We start from the raw sequence: 13481 nt of genomic DNA on the forward strand, positions 1-13481 counted from the left end.
CCACCCGCTCCATCCTCCAACTGCTGCGCGACCTCAACCAGCAGCTCGGCCTGACCGTCCTGCTCATCACCCACGAGATGGACGTCGTCAAGACCGTCTGCGACTCCGCGGCGCTCACGGTCCCGCGCGAGCGGGGCGAGCGCGGCCATCGCCGTACGGGGACCGCCGCCCCGTCCCCGTACCCTTGCCGAGGACCCGGAGAGCCCGCACGCCGACCGGGTCCGCGCTTGCGCCGTACGTACGAAGGAGAACCGCCGTGCTCGTGCTGTTGCCGCCCTCCGAAGGAAAGGCCGCCTCGGGGCGCGGGGCTTCGCTGAAGCCGGAGTCGCTGTCGCTGCCGGGGCTCGCCCCGGCCCGTGCGGCGGTGCTGGACGAGCTGGTCGAGCTCTGCCAGGCGGACGAGGAGAAGGCCCGTGAGGTGCTGGGGCTGAGCGTGGGGCTGCGGGGCGAGGTCGGCAAGAACACCGAGCTGCGCACCGCCGGGACCCGTCCGGCCGGGGAGCTGTACACCGGTGTGCTGTACGACGCGCTCGATCTGGCCTCGCTGGAGGCGGACGCGCGGCGGCGGGCGGCGAAGTCGCTGCTGGTCTTCTCGGGGCTGTGGGGCGCGGTCCGGATCGGCGACCGGATTCCGCCGTACCGCTGCTCGATGGGGGTGAAGCTGCCCGGTCTCGGCGCGCTCGGCGCGTACTGGCGTACCCCGATGGAGACCGTGCTGCCCGAGGCCGCCGGGAACGGGCTCGTCCTGGACCTGCGGTCCTCGGCGTACGCGGCGGCGTGGAAGCCTGCGGGTGAGGTGGCGTCGCGGACGGCGAGCGTGCGGGTGCTGCACTCGCAGCTGGTGGGCGGGGTGGAGAAGCGGTCCGTGGTGAGCCACTTCAACAAGGCGACCAAGGGCCGGCTGGTGCGCGATCTGCTGGTGGCGGGTGCGCGGCCGAAGGGTCCGGCGCAGTTGGTGGAGGTGTTGCGGGACCTCGGGTACGTGGTGGAGGCCGAGGCCCCCGCACGGGCCGGGCGGCCGTGGTCGCTGGACGTGGTGGTGACGGACATCCACTGACCGGCACCGGGAGGCCCCGTTGCGGACGGTTCGACGGCACCCCTCGGAGTGTCGTTGCATGCTCCGCAACGCTCGTTGCAGATATTGCCCTGGGCGCGGCAGGATGACCCCATGACCTCCTCTGCCGCGCCCTCCGCCCCGTCCGACACCTCCGTGCTGGATCTCGCGCCCGTCGTCCCCGTCGTCGTCCTGCACGACGCGGCCGACGCGGTGCCGTTGGCGCGGGCCCTGGTGGCAGGCGGGCTCCCGGCGATCGAGGTGACGCTGCGGACGCCCGCCGCGCTGGAGTCGATCCGGGCCATGGCCGCCGAGGTCCCGGGAGCGGTGGTCGGCGCGGGCACGGTGATCTCGCCGGAGCACGTACGCGACACCGTCGACGCCGGGGCCCGGTTCCTGGTCAGCCCGGGGTGGACGGACGCGCTGCTGGAGGCGATGAAGGCGTCGGGGGTGCCGTTCCTGCCCGGCGTCTCGACCACCTCCGAGGTGGTGGCCCTGCTGGAGCGCGGGGTGCGGGAGATGAAGTTCTTCCCGGCCGAGGCGGCGGGCGGCACGGCCTACCTCAAGGCCCTGTCCGCGCCGCTCCCCCAGGCCCGGTTCTGCCCGACCGGCGGCATCTCGCTCGCCTCCGCCCCGTCGTATCTCGCGCTGCCCAACGTCGGCTGCGTGGGCGGCAGTTGGATGGTGCCGGGCGACGCGGTCGCGGCGAAGGACTGGGACCGGGTGGCCCGCCTGGCGGCCGAGGCGGCGGCGCTCGGCGCGTAGCGGCGAAGGCGTCCTCGCACCCCGCACGGGCTCTCCCCGCCCCGTGGGTCCCGCGCCCGGCGACGCCCTCAGCGCAGGAGCTGCACGGCGTAGAGTCCCCCGACGCCGAGGGCCAGCACCCCCAGCAGCAGCCGCAGGGCCGTCTCCGGGAGGCGGGGCTGGAGGCGGGCGCCGAGGTAGCCCCCGCACAGTCCGCCGAGTCCGCAGGCCAGGCCGAGGGACCAGTAGGGCGCGATGTCGCCGGTGGCGGTCAGGGACAGCAGCGCGTACGTCCCCGCGCCGACGGCCGAGGTCACGAAGGTGGCGGCGAGCGCGGCCGGGGCGACCTTCGCCACCGGCATGCCGCGCCCCACCAGGATCGGGCCGAGGAGCGATCCACCGCCGATCCCGTAGATCCCCCCGGCCACCCCGACCGCCATGGCCAGCCGGGTGACGGCACGGGCCGAGGGCTCCCGGCCGGGGGCCGCGCGGGAGGCGCGGCGCAGGGTGCGCAGGCAGAGCCAGCTTCCCAGCGGCAGCAGCAGGACGGCGATGAGCAGCCGGAACACCGTCGGGCCCGGCACCGCGAACACCCGGACCACCGCGCCGACGACCACACCGGGAACGGTGCCCAGGACGAGCAGCCGGGTCAGCGGCCCCCGCAGGGTGCCGGCCCTGTGGTGCCGCAGCAGGGCCCCGGGGCCCGCCACCACGTTGTAGAGCAGGTTGGTGGGGGTGACCGCCGGGCTGGGCACCCCGAGCACGCTGATCTGGACCGGCAGCAGGAACACCGCGCCGGAGACGCCGACCGGCGCGGTGGCCACGGAGATCAGCAGCCCGGCGGCGAACCCGAGCAGCCCCGTCGACCAGGTCACGGGCTCGCGGTCCCGCTAACGCAGGTGGGACGTGTCGTTGAGCAGGCGTACGGAGGCGTTGCCGTCCCCGTAGTAGGCGACCGTGGAGATCGAGGCCGCCGACAGCTCCATCCTGAACAGCGACTCGGGCGGGGCTCCCAGGGCGAGCCGGACGAGCGTCTTGATCGGGGTCACATGGGTGACGAGCAGGACCGTGCGGCCCGCGTACCGGGCGACGATCCGGTCCCGGGCGGCCGCGACCCGCTCGGCGACCTCCGCGAAGCTCTCGCCGCCGCCGGTCGGGGCGGTGTCCGGGGAGGCCAGCCAGGCGGTGAGGTCGTCGGCGTACCGCTCCCGCGCCTCCCCGAAGGTCAGGCCCTCCCACGCGCCGAAGTCCGTCTCGCGCAGGCCCTCGTCGATCCGGACGTCGAGGCCGAGACGGCCGGCAACGGCCGCGGCGGTCTCACGGCAGCGGCGCAGCGGGGAGCTGACGATCTCCTGGACGGTGCCCAGGGCGGCGAAGTGCCCGGCGGCCCGCTCGGCCTGGCCCCGGCCGGTGGCGGAGAGCTCGGGGTCGGTGCCGCCGCTGCCGGAGAACCGCTTCTCGGGCGTGAGGGCGGTCTCGCCGTGCCGGAGCAGGACGAGCGTGGCGGGTGCGCCCAGGTCGGGGGCCGATCCCCAGCCGGTCCCCGGGACTCCGGAGGGCTGCTGCCGCGAGGATCCGGCCGCCGGCTGCGCGGGGGCCGGCGCGGCGGGGGCCGTGGTGTCCGGCACCCCGGGCTCCGGCACCGGGAAGAGGGTGTCGGCCGCCGGGGCGGCCGCGCCGCGTGCGGCCGCGAGGGCCGCACGGGCCCTGGCCGCGCCGCCGGCCTGGTCGCCGGGCGGGCCCTGGGCGGGCGGCGGAGTGCTCACGGTGCCGCGTGCCGGGGCGTCCAGGGCGGCCGTCGAGGCGGACGCCTCCCACTGCCTGCCGTCGCGGCCCGCGTCCATCGCCTCGTTGGCGAGCCGGTCCGCGTGCTTGTTCTGCGCGCGCGGGATCCACTCGTACGTCACCGAGGACGGCGGCAGGACCGCGGCGGCGCGGGCCGCCAGCGGCTTCATGTCGGGGTGCTTGATCTTCCAGCGCCCCGACATCTGCTCGACGACCAGCTTGGAGTCCATCCGCACGTGGACCCGCAGCGCGTCCCCCGCGTCCGGGAACAGCGCCTTCGCGGCGGTCAGACCGGCGATCAGACCCCGGTACTCGGCGACGTTGTTCGTCGCGACGCCGATGTACTCGGCGGCCTCGGCGAGGGGTTCGCCGGTGGCCGGGTCGAGGACGACCGCACCGTAACCGGCGGGCCCCGGGTTGCCCCGGGAGCCGCCGTCGGCCTCGACCACCACGTGGCGCGCGGCGCTCATTACAGGCCCGACTCCGAGGTGCGGACCAGGATCCGGTGGCAGTTCTCGCAGCGCAGGACGGTGTCGGGGGACGCGGCGCGCACGTCGCCGACCTCGGCCATGTTCAGCTCCAGGCGGCAGCCCTCGCAGCGGCGCTGGTAGAGCCGGGCGGCGCCGACCCCGCCCTGCTGGGCGCGGAGCTTGTCGTAGAGCTTCAGCAGGTCGGCGGGGATGACCTCGGCGACGACCTGGCGGTCCTTGGTCACCGTGGCGGCCTCGGCGTCCAGCTCGGCGGTCGCGGCGTCGCGGCGGGCGGTGGCGTCGTCGACCTTGGCCTGGACGGCGGCGACCCGCTCGGTCAGCTCGGCGACCCGCTCCTGGGCGCCCTCACGGCGCTCCATGATCTCCAGGACGACGTCCTCCAGGTCTCCCTGGCGCTTGGCGAGAGAGACGATCTCGCGCTGGAGGCTCTCCAGGTCCTTGGGCGAGGAGACCGCGCCGGAGTCCAGGCGCTGCTGGTCGCGGACGGCGCGCTGGCGCACCTGGTCGACGTCCTGCTCGGCCTTGGTCTGCTCGCGGGTGGTGTCGCTCTCCTCGGTGGTGGAGGCGACCAGCAGGTCACGCAGCTGGGCGAGGTCGCTGCCGAGCTGCTCGATCTCGGCGTGCTCCGGCAGCGAGGTGCGCTTGTGGGAGAGCTGGGCGAGTCGGAGGTCGAGGGCCTGGACGTCGAGAAGTCGGATCTGGTCGGCGGGCGCGGCGTTCAGTTGGGGGCTCCAGAGGAATGGTGGGTGGTCCAGGGGTCGGTGACCTGCTTCGAGACATGGACCCGCAGGTCCCATCCGTGGCGGTCGGAAAGCGCGTCGAGCTGGGCGGCCGCCTGCTCGCACCAGGGCCACTCGGTGGCCCAGTGCGCGGCGTCGACGAGGCCGAGCGGCGAGTGCTGCACGGCCTCGGAGGCCGGGTGGTGGCGCAGATCCGCGGTGAGGAAGGCGTCGACGCCCGCGGCGCGCACGGCGTCGAAGAGGCTGTCGCCGGAGCCTCCGCTGACGGCGACGGTGCGCACGAGCGCCTCCGGGTCGCCGGCCAGCCGGATGCCCTGCGCGGTGGCGGGGAGCCGGGCGGCGGCCCGGGCGGCGAAGGCGGCCAGGGTCTCGGGGTGGTCCAGCTCGCAGACCCGGCCGAGTCCGCGCCGGCCCCCGGGGTCGGTGGGGTCGGGGACCAGGGGCCCGGTGATCCGCAGGTCGAGGGCGCCGGCCAGGGCGTCGGAGACGCCGGGGTCCGCGGTGTCGGCGTTGGTGTGCGCGACGTGGAGCGCGATGTCGTGCTTGATGAGGGCGTGGACGACCCGGCCCTTGAAGGTGTCGGCGGCGACCGTCGTCGTCCCGCGCAGATAGAGCGGGTGGTGGGTGACGATCAGCTGGGCGCCGAGCTCCAGGGCCTCGTCGGCGATCTCGCGGACCGGGTCGACGGCGAACAGCACCCGGTCGATCTCCGCGTCCGGATCGCCGCAGACCGTCCCGACCGCGTCCCATCCCTCGGCCCGCTCGGGGGGCCAGAGGGCGTCGAGGGCGGCGATGACTTCAGACAGACGGGGCACGGGGGAAAGGCTACCTGTCCGGGGTGGTCCGTCGCCCCTGGCCGCCGGACCTGTACGCCAGGACCGGCGGCCGGACACGAATCGTTACTTCACGGGCCGACGCGGAGGAGATCACTCCACCGGGCCGGCGCCGGTGCCGGCTACTTCACCAGGTCGGCGCGGAGGTCGTCGAGGACCAGGCCGGCCGAGGTGACGCCGAGGCCCAGGTACCAGGTCTCGTCGGAGACGTCCTTGGCCCGGCCCTGCTCCACCGCCTTCAGGTTCTTCCACAGCGGGTTGGACCGGGCGGTGTCGCGCTGGGTGGCCTTCGGGTCGCCGTAGACGCCGGTGAAGATCCAGTCGGCGTCCGCCTCGTCGATCCTCTCCGGGCTGATCTCGGCGGCGAGGTCGTCGATCTGCTGGTTCTTCGGGCGCGGCAGGCCGACGTCGTCGAGGATCGTGCCGATGAACGAGGCCTTGGCGTAGAGCCGGAGGCGGTCGGGCATGTAGCGGACCATCGAGACGGTCGGCTTGTCGGGGCCGATGTCCTCGCCGAGCTTCTCCGCCTTCTCCTCGTACGCGGCGAGCGCCGACTCGGCCTGCTCCGTGCGGTCCAGGGCCTGGGCGTTGAGGAGGTAGTTCTCCTTCCAGGTGAAGCCCGGGCGGATGGAGAACACGGTGGGGGCGATCTTGGACAGCTCGTCGTACTTGTCCGCGGCGCGGAGCTGGCTGCCGAGGATCAGGTCGGGCTCAAGGCCCGCGATGGCTTCGAGGTTGAGGCTGTTGATCGTGCCGACGCTCTTCGGCTCGCCCGCGCCCTTCTTCAGGTACGAGGGGATGGCCGCGTCGCCCTCGCTGGGGGCGTAGCCGACCGGCTCGAGGCCCAGTGACACGACGTTGTCGAACTCGCCGACGTCCAGCACGACCACGCGCTCGGGCGCGGCCTTGATCTCGGTCTTCCCCATGGCGTGGGTGACCGTACGGGGGAACTCGCCGGCCCCGGCGTCGGTGCCGTACGCCGCCGTCTTCTTCGCCGCGTCCGCGAAGTCCTTGCCGCCGGTGGCGACGGCGGCCTTCTTGCCGCCCCCCGCGTCGGACTTCGCCGCGTCCCCGCCGTCACCGCCCCCGCAGGCCGACAGGGAGAGGGCGGCCGCCACGGCCAGGGCGACTGCGGCGGTAGCGCGGGGTCGAAGGGACATCACTTGCTCCAGATGGTCCGCGTACCTGTGTGGGCACGGGTTCTCGGTTAGGGCCGCCTAACCATAGACGCGGCCGTCTCCACCAGCACACCCACCCCTGCCACCACAGGAGAATCCGGGCATCACCACCCTTATGTGTGAAGTCAGGTGGCTCGTGTTGTTCGGCTGGAAGTGCGAAAACTAGCTTGCGTAGCTGGAGGTGACGAGTCCATGACTGCCTGTGCCATCGAGGGTGGATCCGCCGGGGCCGCCGCGACGGCTGAACCCGAAGCGGAATCCGGAACGGAACCCGACCTGAAGGAGTCCGGATCGGAATCCGGCCTGAAGAAGTCCGGAGCGGAACCGGAACCGGAGGGGTCCGGCGACCCCCTGAAGTCCACCGGGGCAAACGCCCCCGGCCGGCCCGGATCCATCGCGGACGAGGGCGGTTCGCCGGCGTCGTCCGCCGCGGCCGGCCCGGCGACGCCGGGCGGTGACGCGCCGCCGCCCGGCGGCTTCACGCTCACCGCGGACGGGGCCTACGCCGCCCGGCTCACCGCGGCTCCCGGACCGCCGGGCGAGCGCGCCTGGTATCCGGAGCGGTGGACGCTGGACGGGCCGGAGCCGTACGCGGTGCCCCTCCCCCTCGATCAGCCCGAGGAGCCGGACTCCCAGGTGGCGCCGCTCGCCGACGGGCGGGTACTGATCCGGCGGCAGGTGGCGGACCGGCAGCAGTTCTCCCTGCTCTACCCGACGGGGCCCGGCACCGGCGAACTCCTGCTGGGCGCGGTCGAGTCCGCGGAGATGACCCTGTTGCCGCCGTCGCCGGACGGGCGGTGCGTCTACGCCCTGTCGGCCGGCGACCACCACTCGTCGCTCTGGCTGGTGGCGGGCGGAGCGTTCGGGCCCGAGGAGGTCGCGCGGATCCCCGGGCGCTGCTCGGGCGGGGCGTGGCTGGACCGGGCGGGCCGGCTGCTGGCGCTGGACCGGCGGGCGCCGGGCGGCGGACCGGTCAAGGCGGTCGCCGTCGACCTGGGGCGGGGGGCCGAGGTGACTCCGCTGCTCCAGATCGCGCCGGGCAGCGACGACCGGCTGCTGCTCGCGGACGCCGACAGCGGGCTGCTGCTGATCCGCTCCGACGCCCCGGGACACGACCGGCTCGGCTGGGGGGTGCTGGGGAGCTGTCTGCCGGTCAGGTTCCCCGAGTGCCTGCGCCTCGCGGACGCGGCGGTGACGCCGTTCGCGGTGCAGCCGGGCCAGACGCTGATGCCCGAGAGCTGCGCGGTGGCCCTGCGGATCGACGGGGCCGCGGGCAGTTGGCTGGGGGTCTGGCGTCCGGCGGGGCGCCGGCTGCACCAGTTCGCGGCCCCGCTGGGCTGGGCACCGGGGGCCGGGTACTGGAGCCGGGACGGGGTGCTGCGTCTCCCTTACACGAACGGGGCGACGTCCTGCGGCGTGGCGATGCTGAACGCGCCGCAGGACGTGGAACCCTCTTGCGAGACCGGCCGTCCGGGTGACGCGGAGGGTGGAACGCAACCGTCCGCCGCCGTCTCCGCTCCTGCTGTGTGTAAGCCCGTTCCGTTGGGGCAGGCACCCCTGCACCGAGCCGCTCGATCCGACTGTCGCCGGGGGGCCTAGGATCGGGATCCTGGGCTACGCGGCCGTATCGGGCGGGTACCGACGGTGACCACGTCGGATGGTGGCGGCGGGGCTTGCGACACACGTAGGCGCGACACAATCAAGCGATCACAACGGGGTGACTTCCCAGATGTCCGAAGCACGGATCGACACGAACCAGCAGCGCCCGACGGGGGCGGACGAGGGGGCCGGGACCGGCGGTTCCGGAAAGCACCGAGGGGGTGCGTCGGCGGAGAACACGTCGGCGCAGCCGCACGGTCGCCACCGTCGGCCCGCCGACGAGGAGTCCAGCGCGGCCTGAGAGCCGCTCGGCAGGCGCACTTCAGCACGACGGGAGGGCCCGGACCGGCGGACAGCCGGCCGGGCCCTCCTGCGTACAGCCCTCCCCGCTACCCCCGCTTCAGCCCGAGGACTTCGGCGGCGGCGAAGGTCTCGTTCGGCGGCCGGTCCGCGTAGTACGGGGTGAGCAGCCCGTCCAGCTCCGCGAAGGTGAAGGTCTCCTTCACCGCGTCGAACTGTGCGGCCACCCGGGGCCGTTCGACGACGGCGACCATTCCTCCGTGCACGACGAGCAGTTGCCCGTTGACCCCGGCCGCCGCCGGTGAGGCGAGATAGCCGACGAGCGGGGACACATGCTCGGGTGCCAGTGGGTCGAGGGTGCCGTCCGCCGGTTCCTGGAAGCCCGCGAACACGTCCTCGGTCATCCGGGTGCGGGCGCGTGGGCAGATGGCGTTGGCGGTGACGCCGTACTTGGCGAGGGCGAGCGCGGTGGAGGTGGTGAGGCCGACGATGCCGCCCTTGGCCGCCGCGTAGTTGGGCTGTCCCGCCGAGCCCGCGAGGAACGCCTCCGAGGAGGTGTTGACGATCCGCCCGTAGACCGGCCCGCCGGTCTCCTTGGAGCGGGCGCGCCAGTGGGCGGCGGCGAAGTGCGTGGTGTTGAAGTGGCCCTTGAGGTGGACGCGGACGACGGAGTCCCATTCCTCCTCGGTCATCGAGAAGACCATCCGGTCGCGGAGGATGCCCGCGTTGTTGACCAGGATGTCGAGCCGGCCGTAGGTGTCGGTCGCCAACGCGACGAGCGCGCGGGCCTGTTCGTGGTCGGAGACGTCGCCGAGGTGGGCTGTGGCCTGCCCGCCGGCGGCGCGGATCTCGGCGGCGACCTCCTCGGCGGGGGCGGCGGACGCCTCGCCGGAGCCGTCGCGGCCGGGCTGCCCGTAGTCGTTGACGACGACGGCCGCGCCGAGGCGGGCCAGTTCGAGGGCTTCGGCCCGGCCGAGGCCGCGGCCCGCGCCGGTGACGATCGCGGACAGTCCGTCCAGCGGAAGGGGAAGTGACATGGGATTCCTCAACGTCGGTGGCCGGTCTGCGGGTTCAGAGCTCGATGCAGGTGCGCAGCGACTCGCCCGTGCGCATCTGGTCCAGGGCGTCGTTGACCCCGTCCAGCCGGACCCGGTGGGTGATCATCGACTCCAGGTCGATGCGGCCCGCCCGCCAGAGCGCGATGGCCCGTTCGTAGGAGCGCAGGACGTCCCCGCCGCCGTACATGGAGGGCAGGATGCGCTTCTCGTCGAAGAACAGCTCGAACATGTTGACCTGGAAGTTGTCGTCCATGGCCCCGGCCCCGACGACGCACAGGGTGCCGCCGCGGCGGGTGTTCTCGTAGGCGGTCCGGGCGGTGGCGGACTTGCCGACGACCTCGAAGACGTAGTCGAAGCCCTCGCCGCCGGTGATCCGCTGCTTGGCGTCGGCCAGCCCGTCGGGGGCGACGGCCTCCGTCGCACCGAAGCGGAGGGCGGCCTCGCGGCGGGAGGCGACCGGGTCGACGGCGATGATCTGCGCCGCGCCCTGGACCCGCGCGCCCTGGATCGTGGAGATGCCGACGCCGCCGCAGCCGATCACCGCGACCGACGAACCGGCCTCCACCTTCGCCGTGTTGATGGCCGCGCCGAGGCCGGTGGTGACCCCGCAGCCGATCAGGGCGGCGATCTCGAACGGTACGTCGTCGGGGATCGGCACCGCGCAGCCCGCGCCGACGACGACCTCCTCGGTGAAGGTGCCGGTGCCCGCGAAGCCGAAGACATCGCCGCCGGGGCGCTTGAAGTTCGGGGTGCCCGCGTTCATGAAACCGGCGAGGCACAGCTGGGTCTGGCCGCGTTTGCAGGACGGGCAGTCCCCGCAGGCGGGCAGCCAGCAGACGAGGACCCGGTCGCCGGCGCTCAGCCCGGTCACCCCGTCGCCGACGTCGACGACCTCGCCCGCGCCCTCGTGGCCGGGGATGAAGGGGGCGGGCTGCGGGAGGACGCCGCTCATCGCGGAGACGTCCGAGTGGCAGAGGCCGGTGGCGCGGATGCGGAGCTTGACCTTTCCCGGGCCAAATCCCACCGCCTCGACGTCGTCGAGGACTTCGAGCTTCTCCTGGCCTATCTCGTGCAGTACGGCTGCGCGCATGGGTACGGCTCCCCTCACATCGTGATCTACATCAGGGTTCTGTTGTGCTCAGGAGTGTTCGACGACCGTGTCGGCGAGGACCGGCGCGTCGTCCCGCTCGGCGGCGGCGACCGTCACCTGGACGCGGCCGTCCCCGGTCCACATCCGGATACGGAGGGTCTCGCCGGGGAAGACCACGCCGGCGAAACGGGTGCGGTAGGCGGTGATCCGGGAGACGTCACCGTCCAGCAGGGTGTCGGTGACGGCCTTCAACGTCATGCCGTACGTGCACAGCCCGTGCAGGATCGGCCGGTCGAAGCCGGCCAGCTTCGCGAAGGCGGGGTCGGCGTGGAGCGGGTTCCAGTCCCCCGAGAGGCGGTAGAGCAGCGCCTGGTCCTCGCGGACGGCCCGCTCCACCGTGCGGTCGGGGGCCCGCTCCGGCGGGGCGAGGCGGTCGGAGGGGCCGCGTTCGCCGCCGAAGCCGCCCTCCCCCCGTACGAAGATCTGGGCGTCGTTGGTCCACAGCGGCCCGTCGCCGTCGCTCGCCTCGGTACGCAGCACGATGACGGCGGCCTTGCCCTTGTCGTACACCGCCGCGACCTTCGAGGTCTGCACGGCGCTGCCGGTCACCGGGATCGGGCGGTGGACGGTGACGGACTGTCCGCCGTGCAGGACCGCGGCGAGGTCCACGTCGATCCCCTGCGCCCCCATGCCGCCGAAGGCGGCCGTGCCGGCACCCGCGACGGTGGCGAAGCTCGGCAGTACCTGGAGCCGGGACTCCAGGGTGTAGCGCAGTTCGTCCGGGTCGGTGGCGGGGCTGCCCGCGCCGAGACCCAGGTGGTAGAGCTGGACGTCCTTGTGGTCCCAGCCGATCTCGGCTCGGCGGGGTTCGGCGGCGAGTGCCGCCCGGGCATCAATGGGCATGACGGAGCAGCTCCTTGATGGTCCTGGTCGGTGGGAAGACCTCGGCACGGCCGTCCGCACCGCCGGCCGCACCGAGGTCGTGCGGTGACCGGCAGGGCACGCCCTTCTAGAACGCGTTCTAGCCGATGGCCCATGTATAACGCAGGCCAAGGAAGTTGGGAAGACTGCTGACGTCTCGTCAGATCGATGCGATGGTCCGGGTCACCCCGCGGTCGGGGCCTCGACCGGAAGGTCCGCCGGCGGGCGGGGCCGGCGATGGTTCGGCAGCCAGATCAGCATCACGACCACCCCGGCCAGCAGGACCCCGGTCGCGGTGCGGAAGGCCAGCGCGTATCCGGCGGTGACCTCGGCCGCCTCACCGGAACCCGCGGTGCGCGCGGCGGCGACCGTGGAGAGCACCGAGAGGCCCAGCGCACCGCCCATGGTGCGGGAGGTGTTGACCAGGCCGGAGACGAGTCCGGCGTCCCCCGGGTCCGCGCCGGAGGTGGCGAGGGTGGCGAGCGGGGTGGAGGCGAGACCGGCCCCGGCCATCATCAGGACGCCGGGCAGACAGATCGCGGTGAGGTAGGAGCCCTCCACGCCCATCGTGGACTGCCAGCCGAAGCCCGCGGCCGTGATCAGGACCCCGGCGACGGCGAGGCTCTTCGCCCCGGCGCGCACCATGAGGCGGGGGGCCAGCTTGGAGCCGATGATGACGGCGGCCGAGGTCGGCATCAGCGCGAGACCGGCCTGCAACGGCGTGTACCCCAGGACGTTCTGGGCGTACACGGTCATGAAGTACCACATGGAGAAGGTGGCCGACCCCATGAGCAGCATCGACACGTTGGCCGAGGACACGGCCCGTACGGAGAACACGCGCAGCGGGATCAGCGGGACGGCGGCCCGCGCCTCGACCAGCACGAAGGCGGCCAGCAGCACGACCCCGGAGAGCAGCGGTACGAGGGTGGCGGCGGCCGTCCAGCCCTCGACCTCGGTCTGGACGATGCCGTACGCGACGGCGGCGAGGCCCGCGGTGACGAGGACCGCGCCCAGGAAGTCGATGCGGCGGCGGTCGCCCGCGCGGCCCTCGGTGATCCGCAGGGCGGCGGCGACCAGGACGATCGCGCCGATGGGCACGTTGATCAGGAGGACCCAGCGCCAGGAGAGGGCGTCGGTGAGGACCCCGCCGATGAGCCCGCCGGCCGCGCCGCCGCCGGCGCCGACCGCCATCCACGTGCCGATCGCCTTCGTCCGGGCCGGCCCTTCGGGCACCGCCGCGGTGAGGATGGTGAGGGTGGCGGGAGCCAGGACGGCGGCCCCGAGGCCCTGTGCGGCACGGGCGGCGAGGAGCTGCCAGCCCTCCTGGGCGAGGCCGCCAGCGAGCGAGGCGGCGGTGAAGACGCCGAGCCCGACGAGGAACATCAGCTTGCGCCCGTAGATGTCGGCGGCCCGTCCGCCCAGGAGCATGAACCCGGCGAACGCGATCGAGTAGGCGTTGACGACCCACTGGAGGCCCCCCGCGCTCAGCCCGAGGTCGGCCCGCATGGAGGGCAGGGCCACGTTGACGACGGAGACGTCGAGGACGACGAGGAACTGGCCGGTGCAGGCGGCGAGCACGACGGCCCAGGTCCTGGGACGTATTCGGGAGGTGGCCGGCGGGGCGGAGGCGGGCGCGGAGACGTCAGGCATGAACGTCATGGTCGCAGGCGGCGCGCGGCCCGTACATC

Annotated in this window: 13 protein-coding genes and 1 pseudogene; 5 read left to right on the forward strand and 9 right to left on the reverse strand. The window is 73.7% G+C overall.

The genetic code is table 11. The annotated features are described in order from the left end of the window. From HET64_RS27505 to eda, 3 genes and pseudogenes are all read left to right on the forward strand, one after another. Positions 1–114, forward strand: a pseudogene (locus tag HET64_RS27505) (methionine ABC transporter ATP-binding protein); the annotation flags it as partial. Between the two features lie 142 nt (positions 115–256). Continuing rightward, entirely contained in the window at positions 257–1057 is an 801-nt protein-coding gene (gene yaaA / locus HET64_RS27510; RefSeq protein WP_215109851.1) for a peroxide stress protein YaaA, read from the forward strand. A 111-nt stretch (positions 1058–1168) separates the two neighbouring features. Then, on the forward strand, positions 1169–1819 hold the full coding sequence (gene eda / locus HET64_RS27515) for a bifunctional 4-hydroxy-2-oxoglutarate aldolase/2-dehydro-3-deoxy-phosphogluconate aldolase (RefSeq protein ID WP_215109852.1): 651 nt from the start codon (positions 1169–1171) through the stop codon (positions 1817–1819). A gap of 68 nt (positions 1820–1887) precedes the next feature. Here the strand turns inward: eda and HET64_RS27520 are convergent, their stop codons facing one another. From HET64_RS27520 to HET64_RS27540, 5 genes are all read right to left on the reverse strand, one after another. Next, entirely contained in the window at positions 1888–2673 is a 786-nt protein-coding gene (locus tag HET64_RS27520) for a TSUP family transporter (RefSeq protein WP_215109853.1), read from the reverse strand. Between the two features lie 15 nt (positions 2674–2688). Next, on the reverse strand, positions 2689–4053 hold the full coding sequence (locus HET64_RS27525) for a bifunctional RNase H/acid phosphatase (protein WP_215109854.1): 1365 nt from the start codon (positions 4051–4053) through the stop codon (positions 2689–2691). Next, positions 4053–4796, reverse strand: coding sequence for a zinc ribbon domain-containing protein (locus HET64_RS27530; protein WP_215109862.1), 744 nt, complete (start codon positions 4794–4796; stop codon positions 4053–4055). Before HET64_RS27530 ends, HET64_RS27525 begins: the two co-directional genes overlap by 1 nt. Beyond that, complete coding sequence (locus tag HET64_RS27535; RefSeq protein ID WP_215109855.1) at positions 4793–5629, reverse strand: Nif3-like dinuclear metal center hexameric protein; 837 nt, start codon at positions 5627–5629, stop codon at positions 4793–4795. The genes HET64_RS27530 and HET64_RS27535 overlap by 4 nt, the downstream gene beginning before the upstream one ends. 140 nt (positions 5630–5769) lie before the next feature. Further along, positions 5770–6807: an ABC transporter substrate-binding protein gene (locus tag HET64_RS27540; protein ID WP_215109856.1), complete on the reverse strand. Its 1038-nt coding sequence runs from the start codon at positions 6805–6807 to the stop codon at positions 5770–5772. Positions 6808–7017: 210 nt separating this feature from the next. On the opposite strand from HET64_RS27540, the gene HET64_RS27545 reads away from it, so the two are divergent. Together HET64_RS27545 and HET64_RS27550 are read left to right on the forward strand one after the other, a co-directional pair. Continuing rightward, positions 7018–8424: a hypothetical protein gene (locus HET64_RS27545; protein ID WP_215109857.1), complete on the forward strand. Its 1407-nt coding sequence runs from the start codon at positions 7018–7020 to the stop codon at positions 8422–8424. Positions 8425–8554: 130 nt separating this feature from the next. Further along, complete coding sequence (locus tag HET64_RS27550) at positions 8555–8725, forward strand: hypothetical protein (protein WP_215109858.1); 171 nt, start codon at positions 8555–8557, stop codon at positions 8723–8725. A gap of 88 nt (positions 8726–8813) precedes the next feature. Here HET64_RS27550 and HET64_RS27555 read toward each other — a convergent pair whose 3' ends face one another. From HET64_RS27555 to HET64_RS27570, 4 genes are all read right to left on the reverse strand, one after another. Beyond that, entirely contained in the window at positions 8814–9761 is a 948-nt protein-coding gene (locus tag HET64_RS27555; protein ID WP_215109859.1) for a 3-oxoacyl-ACP reductase, read from the reverse strand. A gap of 34 nt (positions 9762–9795) precedes the next feature. Next, on the reverse strand, positions 9796–10872 hold the full coding sequence (locus HET64_RS27560; RefSeq protein WP_215109860.1) for a Zn-dependent alcohol dehydrogenase: 1077 nt from the start codon (positions 10870–10872) through the stop codon (positions 9796–9798). Positions 10873–10920: 48 nt separating this feature from the next. Further along, the gene (locus HET64_RS27565) at positions 10921–11775 is read right to left on the reverse strand and encodes a MaoC/PaaZ C-terminal domain-containing protein (RefSeq protein ID WP_215109861.1); all 855 of its coding nucleotides are present in this window, start codon (positions 11773–11775) and stop codon (positions 10921–10923) included. Positions 11776–11976: 201 nt separating this feature from the next. Beyond that, positions 11977–13452, reverse strand: a complete 1476-nt coding sequence (locus HET64_RS27570; RefSeq protein ID WP_215109863.1) for a DHA2 family efflux MFS transporter permease subunit — start codon at positions 13450–13452, stop codon at positions 11977–11979. Between the last annotated feature and the right edge of the window lie 29 nt (positions 13453–13481).

Origin of the sequence: Streptomyces sp. McG3 (assembly GCF_018619185.1) — a bacterium.
In the GTDB taxonomy this organism is placed as follows: domain Bacteria; phylum Actinomycetota; class Actinomycetes; order Streptomycetales; family Streptomycetaceae; genus Streptomyces.

Coding starts and splice junctions, on each gene's coding strand:
- HET64_RS27565 (WP_215109861.1), bottom strand. CDS start 11,775: ATGCCCATTGATGCCCGGGCGGCACTCGCCGCCGAACCCCGCCGAGCC.
- HET64_RS27555 (WP_215109859.1), bottom strand. CDS start 9,761: ATGTCACTTCCCCTTCCGCTGGACGGACTGTCCGCGATCGTCACCGGC.
- eda (WP_215109852.1), top strand. CDS start 1,169: ATGACCTCCTCTGCCGCGCCCTCCGCCCCGTCCGACACCTCCGTGCTG.
- HET64_RS27570 (WP_215109863.1), bottom strand. CDS start 13,452: ATGACGTTCATGCCTGACGTCTCCGCGCCCGCCTCCGCCCCGCCGGCC.
- HET64_RS27560 (WP_215109860.1), bottom strand. CDS start 10,872: ATGCGCGCAGCCGTACTGCACGAGATAGGCCAGGAGAAGCTCGAAGTC.
- HET64_RS27550 (WP_215109858.1), top strand. CDS start 8,555: ATGTCCGAAGCACGGATCGACACGAACCAGCAGCGCCCGACGGGGGCG.
- HET64_RS27540 (WP_215109856.1), bottom strand. CDS start 6,807: ATGTCCCTTCGACCCCGCGCTACCGCCGCAGTCGCCCTGGCCGTGGCG.
- HET64_RS27525 (WP_215109854.1), bottom strand. CDS start 4,053: ATGAGCGCCGCGCGCCACGTGGTGGTCGAGGCCGACGGCGGCTCCCGG.
- HET64_RS27545 (WP_215109857.1), top strand. CDS start 7,018: ATGACTGCCTGTGCCATCGAGGGTGGATCCGCCGGGGCCGCCGCGACG.